General features: G+C 33.7%; 6 protein-coding genes and 1 tRNA gene. 3 read left to right on the forward strand and 4 right to left on the reverse strand.

All coding sequences use genetic code 11. From position 1 onward, the window contains the following. The coding region (locus ACH2BV_RS15400; RefSeq protein ID WP_395051674.1) for an ABC transporter permease at positions 1–506 on the reverse strand (506 nt) is incomplete at its 3' end. A gap of 1 nt (position 507) precedes the next feature. Next, the gene (gene rbfA / locus ACH2BV_RS15405) at positions 508–900 is read right to left on the reverse strand and encodes a 30S ribosome-binding factor RbfA (RefSeq protein WP_194310693.1); all 393 of its coding nucleotides are present in this window, start codon (positions 898–900) and stop codon (positions 508–510) included. A 173-nt stretch (positions 901–1,073) separates the two neighbouring features. Between rbfA and mce the strand changes: the two genes are divergently transcribed. The 3 genes from mce to ACH2BV_RS15420 all read left to right on the forward strand — a co-directional run bounded on the left by mce (position 1,074) and on the right by ACH2BV_RS15420 (position 3,336). Then, positions 1,074–1,475, forward strand: coding sequence for a methylmalonyl-CoA epimerase (gene mce, locus ACH2BV_RS15410; RefSeq protein WP_395051675.1), 402 nt, complete (start codon positions 1,074–1,076; stop codon positions 1,473–1,475). A gap of 134 nt (positions 1,476–1,609) precedes the next feature. Beyond that, positions 1,610–1,683: transfer RNA gene (locus ACH2BV_RS15415), tRNA-Ile, on the forward strand. Positions 1,684–2,577: 894 nt separating this feature from the next. Beyond that, entirely contained in the window at positions 2,578–3,336 is a 759-nt protein-coding gene (locus tag ACH2BV_RS15420; protein ID WP_395051676.1) for a DUF4350 domain-containing protein, read from the forward strand. 122 nt (positions 3,337–3,458) lie between these two features. Here the strand turns inward: ACH2BV_RS15420 and ACH2BV_RS15425 are convergent, their stop codons facing one another. Both ACH2BV_RS15425 and ccsA read right to left on the reverse strand, forming a co-directional pair. Next, the gene (locus tag ACH2BV_RS15425) at positions 3,459–4,025 is read right to left on the reverse strand and encodes a hypothetical protein (protein ID WP_395051677.1); all 567 of its coding nucleotides are present in this window, start codon (positions 4,023–4,025) and stop codon (positions 3,459–3,461) included. Between the two features lie 178 nt (positions 4,026–4,203). Next, complete coding sequence (gene ccsA, locus ACH2BV_RS15430) at positions 4,204–7,209, reverse strand: cytochrome c biogenesis protein CcsA (protein WP_395051678.1); 3,006 nt, start codon at positions 7,207–7,209, stop codon at positions 4,204–4,206. Between the last annotated feature and the right edge of the window lie 139 nt (positions 7,210–7,348).

Raw genomic sequence — 7,348 nt, forward strand, 5'->3', positions numbered from 1 at the left:
ACTAATACTTCAAGCGAATTGTTGTAATCAAGTAAACCCATCGAAAATTTATCGGCAATTCCATAACCTACAACTACGTCATAAGTATTTGGTTTTAGCCATTCTCCATTGTATAGCGTTTTTTTTATTGTATTTACTTTACTAAAAGCTGAATCAACACCTTTCAAATTAGTAACTTCTTGTTTTCCGTTGAAAATAAATAATACACGTTCTTCTATAATTTTGCTATAAGAAGCTATGCCTTCTATTTTCTTGATTTGGTTTTCTTGGTTTGGCGAAACAAAAAATGATTTCCCAAATGTGCTGCTAATTTTTAAATCAGGATCAATATTATTGGAAAAGGAAAGGCTAAAATCTTTTAATCCGCTAAAAACTGATAAAACCACAAATAAAGCCATCGCACCAACGATTATTCCCATACTTGCAATGCGATTTATAATATTGATGGCATTGTTTTTACTGTTGCTAAAAATATAACGTTTGGCTATGTATAGGGGTAAATTCAATTTATGAATGTCTGCGTTTTTCTAAAAGATCACGGTTTTCTATAGGATTTTCTTTGGAAGACAAAGCATTGTCAATTTTTTCAATATAGTCTAAAGAGTCGTCTATGAAGAATACTAAATTAGGAACTTTTCGTAATTGTAAGCGTACACGTTGAGATAAATCGTGCTTGATTAATTTTGAATTCGTTTTTATTGCCACTAAAGTTTCTTTGGCTTTATCTTGAGGGAAAATGCTTAAATGCACCGTCGCTACTGATAAATCTGTAGTTACGCTAACCTTGGATACCGAAATTATTAAATTTGTAACTCCGTTTTTTCTCACTTCACCTTGTAGAATGTCAACCAAATCTTTTTGGATAACGCCACCTATTTTTTTCTGTCTATTTGTTTCCATTGTGCAAAAATACTAATTTTTTGAGTGGCAAAGTTACAAAGTCGTAACGTCAAAAAGGGTTTTATATCTATATTTATAATGTAGACATAAAATTTTTGATTTTATTTTGGTTTAGACATCTAGAAAACCGCAAATTTTCGTTACATTTAAAGGGGTAAACATAAAATACAAAAATGAAAAAAATTGAACATATAGGAATAGCCGTTGCTAATTTAGAACACGCTTCAATAATTTACGAAAAACTTTTTGGAGCACCAGCTTATAAAGAAGAAGAAGTCGCTAGTGAAGGAGTTAAAACTGCTTTTTTTATGAGTGGTCCTAACAAAATTGAACTTCTTGAAGCTACAAACCCTGAAAGTCCTATCGCAAAATTTATTGCAAAAAAAGGAGATGGAATTCATCATATTGCTTTTGAAGTGGATGATATAATAGTTGAAATAGCCCGTTTAAAAAGCGAAGGTTTTGTTATTTTAAATGATGTTCCAAAAAAAGGGGCGGATAATAAATTAGTAACTTTTTTACATCCAAAAAGCACAAATGGGGTTCTGATTGAATTGTGTCAGGAAATTCGATAATAATATTTTGTTAAGGATTCTAATAATCAGACTTTTTCTGAATAATATATCATTATATTGCAACAGTCTATAAATCTAGTTCAAAAATAGTTGCAACAAATTAAAAATAGTGGTAATATTGCAACCGCATAAATGGTCCTATAGCTCATTCGGTTAGAGCAACTGACTCATAATCAGTAGGTGCTTGGTTCGATTCCAAGTGGGACCACTTTTAAGAATCGTAAACGACTTATAAACAAGGTGTTTACGATTTTTTATTTCTATTCTAGCCCACATTTAGCCACAAAATACAATTAAGTATTAAAATTTGTCCACAACCGAATATAATTCTTTTTAGCCTGCAAACCCCACTCCTGATGCATTGGAAGCTTTTCACAGAAAACCTCGTTGTATGGCATTGCATAATTCATTTTCCGTTGAATTAAATTCCTAATCATAGTAGAAATAGGTGTTGGGTTTATTTATTTTAGTTTTAGCCCACATTAAGCCCACAATCAATGAATATAAAAACCAACATATACTTGTTGTTGTAAAAAACAAATTTGATTTGTACGGATATAATTAGGAGTAGTACAAATCACAAACGATATAAAGTATTTACTATCCAATAATCAATAGTTCCACCTGCTACTGCTTTAGGCTGGTGAACTGGCAGAAATCTTCTATGCTCACAAACTCATTTTGGTGCTTGTTTAGTTCCTTTCTGATTCTTTGCAATAATCGTGCACTTTGACGATAACTCTTTCCTGTAATGCGTTATATGCCCTTCGAGTATATACACAATCTCTTTTTTTTGGTTTCCATACACTCTTTGTTAGTGTATAGCTATTTTAGGACAAGACAGGCTCAGGGTGACGATAATTTGTACTGTACGGCAATGACCTTCGATGAAGCACTCAGGGTTAGTAGATAAGGAATCTTCGCTCCTAGTTTGGATCGTGCTCCAAGTGGAACTATCACCCAAGATCATTATTCTTCATCTAAAAGTTGTTGTAAAATTTAATGAATCCGTTGGATGTAATTAGACTTTGATTATTTCACTCAATGGGTTATTTTTATTATTTTTGTCTGTGTATTAACTAAATAAAAATTAAAAAATAAAATGTCTAAATATAAAAAAACTGTTGCCAAATTAGCCCTGCTAACATTATTATTATCCTTAAATTCTTTACTTGCTACAAATAAAAAAACCGTACTTTTTGATGAAAACCATGGTCAATTTTTTCTTACAGGTAAAACAGGAGAGCTTGATTTGTCAAGCCTTTCTACACTATTTGAAAAAGAAGGATGGGTCATCAAAACATCCAAATCAGAAATTACGGATGAAGTGCTGACAGACGTTGATGCCTTAGTAATCTCGGGAGCTTTCAAACCAATTACACAGCCTGAAATTGAAGCTATATTACGCTTTATTGAGAAAGGAGGAACATTAAGTGTTATGCTCCATATTGGTCCTCCGTTTGACAATCTTTTACACGCCATGAATGTTTCTGTATCCAGTGGTACAATTCATGAACAAGAGCTGATGATTGGCGTTCATAATATTGATTTCAATGTGGTCGATTTAAAGACACATGAGCTAACAAATAATTTAAAACAATTTAGCGTTTATGGAGGATGGGCATTGTTGGCTACTAAAGAAAATGTGCAAATTGTAGCGCAAACAAGTGAGAAATCATGGATAGATTTGGATGGTGATAATCATCCCGACATACAACAAGCATTTGCCACCATACTAGAGGGAAAAATAGGACTGGGCCATTTTGTTGTATTTTCAGATGACGCTATTTTTCAAAACAAATTTCTTAAAGACTCAAATTATTTACTAGGGAAAAACCTTGCAAAATGGTTAGCCAACTGATTAGCTTGAATTTCCGGAGGAAAGAATCTATCTTTTTTTATAAATAGTGGAGAAACTAACTACCAAAGTAAACAAATACCAAATTTCTATCCAACTTTTGTTTGGCATATGGTTTCCTAAAATTATCTATTATGGCAAGTCAAACATAATCCACTATTGACATTACTTATATTTAATATTTCAAATTTTTTTAGATTCTTAGGATCAAATAATATATTGTGACAACTGATACATTCAATCCTTCCTTCTACAAGCAGGTCTTGGGCAATGGTTCCACCCAAACCAGAAGGCGTAGTATAAGGATCATTCAAATAGTGCTTAGATAATGCCAATTCTTTTGTGAATTTAAATGCAACGGGATGATTAAAACTCAAAAAGGATGTTGGGTTAACATTTTTTGGATTTCCAACATTTGTAGAAGTATGTCCCTCAGGGGCAGAAACTCCATCATGACAAGAAAGGCAGAAACTAGATCTTAAAGTCCTGGGATTTATGTGTAAACCCAATGCACTTATAGCTCCCTCGTGGTAGATTGAAACCTTTGATGCTTTACTTAGAGAAAAAGTTGAATCAGAATGGTCCTGTTCTTTATTCTTTTCTATCCCCTCTTTATTTTGTCTTTTACCATTTTGGGCTGTAACCAATATGGAAAAAGAAAAAAATATAATACAGAAACCCACTCTTATCATCTACTTTAAAATTTAAATTTGTATGCAACAAATGTTATTTATATTTCTTTATGCACTATCCTTTTACTTGTCAAATACAAATTTAAATTTTATTGCTCTATTTCTTAAACAAAGAAAGATTAGCTGTACTGGAGTTAGCTTAATCTATCCTTGTTTTTTTTTGTTAAGTTAACGTGGACTATTCCTCTCCCTCCTTATATTCAATCTTGTCTATTCTATGTTTATTTAAACCTGCAATAACAACCAAAAGAATCAGTACTAAAATAACGATCCATGCCCATACTGGAAACACAGGTGTTTCTCCACTAGCATAACTGTGCATCCCTTTGGTAAAGTAGTAATTCACACCTATAAAGGTCATTAATACCGAACCAAAACCAAAGATAGCCGCTACGTTAAACACAAATTCTCCTTTAATTTTCGGTGCCAATCGCAGGTGTAAAATAATAGTATAAACAACGGTAATTACCAGAGCCCATGTTTCTTTTGCATCCCATCCCCAGTAACGACCCCAGCTTTCGTTGGCCCAGATACCTCCAAGAAAAGTGCCAACCGTGGCTAGTAACAACCCTATGGTTAAATTCATTTCGTTGATACAGGTCAATTCTTGGGTGATTAATGAAAGACGTTTTGCGTTTTTTGGTGTTTTAAACAGGTATATACCCATATTAAAAAGACCTAAAACAAACCCTAATCCCAAGAATCCATAACTAATAGTTAAGGTAGCTACGTGGATAATTAGCCAGTATGATTTTAAAACTGGTTGAAGGTTGGTTAATTGTGGATCATAACTACTATGACTCGCAGTCATTAATGTAAAAAATGCTAATAAGGAGGTTGCTGCCAAGGTAATTTTTGAATAGCGCATAAAGCTAAACCCTGCCAATAAACTTGCCCAAGACACTAATATCAAAGCTTCATAACCATTAGACCAAGGTGCGTGTCCTGATAAGTACCAACGCATTCCCATACCGTACGTGTGGTACAGAAAAGCTGCTGCCAAAACAGCAATACATACATGTAAAGGCCAGGTTAACCATTTACTCTTTTTCGATCTTAAATTATCAACAAAAGCAAGAAATAATAGCAGTACACTCAATAAAGCGTACAGATTTTTTAAATTGATAAAAATATTCGATTTGTTATAACTAATTTCTTTAGCAATTCTATTTTCTGAAGGCATAACCCCTGAAACTGCACCCTGATTCTGAATACTTTTTATATACCCTAACACCTTTTCGGCTTTACTATAATCAGAAGAATTAGTAGCATTGTATGTTTCGGTAAAATATGCCCGCATGACATTACTATAATTCAATACTGGTAATTGCAAATCGTCATTAATAATCCTTATGCTACCCATTATTTCTTGTTGTGCCAATTGGTCATCCCAACTTACCCATTTGTTGTTTTCTGAATTTGGTACAGGAAAAACATCTAACATTTCCCCTTTAAAGGCCATCATAAATACTTCTAAACGCTCATTTACTTTTATAATTTCTTTATCAAAAGTATTGCGTTCAGCTTCTGGTTTTCTAAATGCTTCTTCGGAAAATGCTTGTAATTTATATTGTCCTGTCTCGTTAAAAAAGTCATTAAACGACACGTTCTTTCCTGTAAGACCAATAATATCTGTTACTGATTTTTCACTTACATAAATAATCTTTTGTTCTTTCCAGAATTCTGCGTTTAAAACCATATCTAAAAAAACCTGAACGGCTGTCATTTCACCTCTACCTGGAATGTCAAATTTGTCTTGTCTAGACACTTTATGCATTACATCAACCGCTAATGTATTTATTGGGGCATATCTTCCTTCGTATAATTGTACCACAAGTTCCCCAAACTTTTCGGCATGTTCAGCACTCACAGAATAAGGATTAATTTGAGGTTGATTTGCTTGTTGATGTCCTTCATGTTGATGCCCTTCTTGTTGAGCAAAGACGCCTGTTGCACAAAATGCCATTAAAACAGCAATCAGTAGCGCTTGTCTACGTTCGCGTAATTGTTTGATTTTTTTCATTAAGTCCCAGTATCTAGAATTTCTGTTAAACAAAGTCCATACAAATCCTAAAATCATTAAGGCATACCCAATATAAGTTATCAAAGTTCCCCAAAAATCGTGATTAACAGATAATACTGTTCCTTTTTCATCTTGATCATATGAGGATTGAAAAAATCGATACCCATCGTAATCCAAAACATTATTCATGAAAATTCTGTGATCCATTCTAACGCCTTTTTCTTTATCTATTAGGGTAACTTCACTAGCATACGACGAAGGGCTCATGGAACCTTCGTAACGTTCCAATTCAAATTTATTAAGCTGAATAGCAAAAGGAAGAGGTATTTTTACTGCACCATATGACATTTTAAAATCGATACCTTCTAAAGGAATATCTACATAGTTTTCTATATACCCTTCTCCGCCTAAAACAGTCACTTCTTTTGTTTTTCCATTATGGGTAACATCAAGGATTAGTGCTCCAGGGCCACTCTGGTCAAGGTCACCTTCTACATATTTTACGACCATATTATTAGCTGCATTAGTCATAACAACTGAAATCCCAGAACCTTCGGGCTGGTATAAATGCATACGACTAAAGTCACCCAAACTGTCTTTAAGTATTAGGATTTCTTCCATTGACGGCATGGCTTTAGTTATAATATTAGCTGGATAGCTAACAAACAATTGCCCCACTTTTCCTGATATTTTTAAGCCATCAGGGCGTTGGTTATTATTAAAAGATATGGGTGTGTCATGCATCATTTTAATTTCCCCATCTTTCAATGTGATTTCATGTTTATGGCCGCCTTCATCACTAATCGTTAGCGAGAGTACAGTAACCCCACCTTCACCCCCAGCTACGTAGGTTTCTTTCGCACTTTTTAAATAACCCTTGTAGACGATTCCAACATCTCCTTTGGCTGTTTTTATAGCTAAATCAAAATTATTATCCGAGAGCATACTTATAGCAAGAGGTTTATCTACTTTATATTCTTGTGTTCCGTCATTAGCACGAACATTTAAATAGACTTGATTGCTATAAATAAAATCTGTTGAAGCTCCTTCACGAATAGACATCCTACCTTCATAACCAAAATAACGGGTTACTCCCGCGCCAAGTATAATAACAATAAAAGCCCCATGAAAAACTAAGCCCGATAATCTTTGCCACGACATTAAATGGTATCTTTTTATACTCCCAATAAAGTTTATAATCATTAATACCATAACAGATTCAAACCAAACCGTATTATACACTACTTCTTTCGCCGTAACAGTATCATAGGAGTTCTCAATAAAAGTGGCTACGCCCATG

This window comes from Flavobacterium sp., from assembly GCF_043780635.1.
GTDB lineage: Bacteria > Bacteroidota > Bacteroidia > Flavobacteriales > Flavobacteriaceae > Flavobacterium.

Excerpts from the sequence above, each read along its gene's own strand:
- ccsA (WP_395051678.1), bottom strand. The coding sequence starts at position 7,209 with ATGTCGTGGCAAAGATTATCGGGCTTAGTTTTTCATGGGGCTTTTATT.
- rbfA (WP_194310693.1), bottom strand. The coding sequence starts at position 900 with ATGGAAACAAATAGACAGAAAAAAATAGGTGGCGTTATCCAAAAAGAT.
- mce (WP_395051675.1), top strand. The coding sequence starts at position 1,074 with ATGAAAAAAATTGAACATATAGGAATAGCCGTTGCTAATTTAGAACAC.
- ACH2BV_RS15425 (WP_395051677.1), bottom strand. The coding sequence starts at position 4,025 with ATGATAAGAGTGGGTTTCTGTATTATATTTTTTTCTTTTTCCATATTG.
- ACH2BV_RS15420 (WP_395051676.1), top strand. The coding sequence starts at position 2,578 with ATGTCTAAATATAAAAAAACTGTTGCCAAATTAGCCCTGCTAACATTA.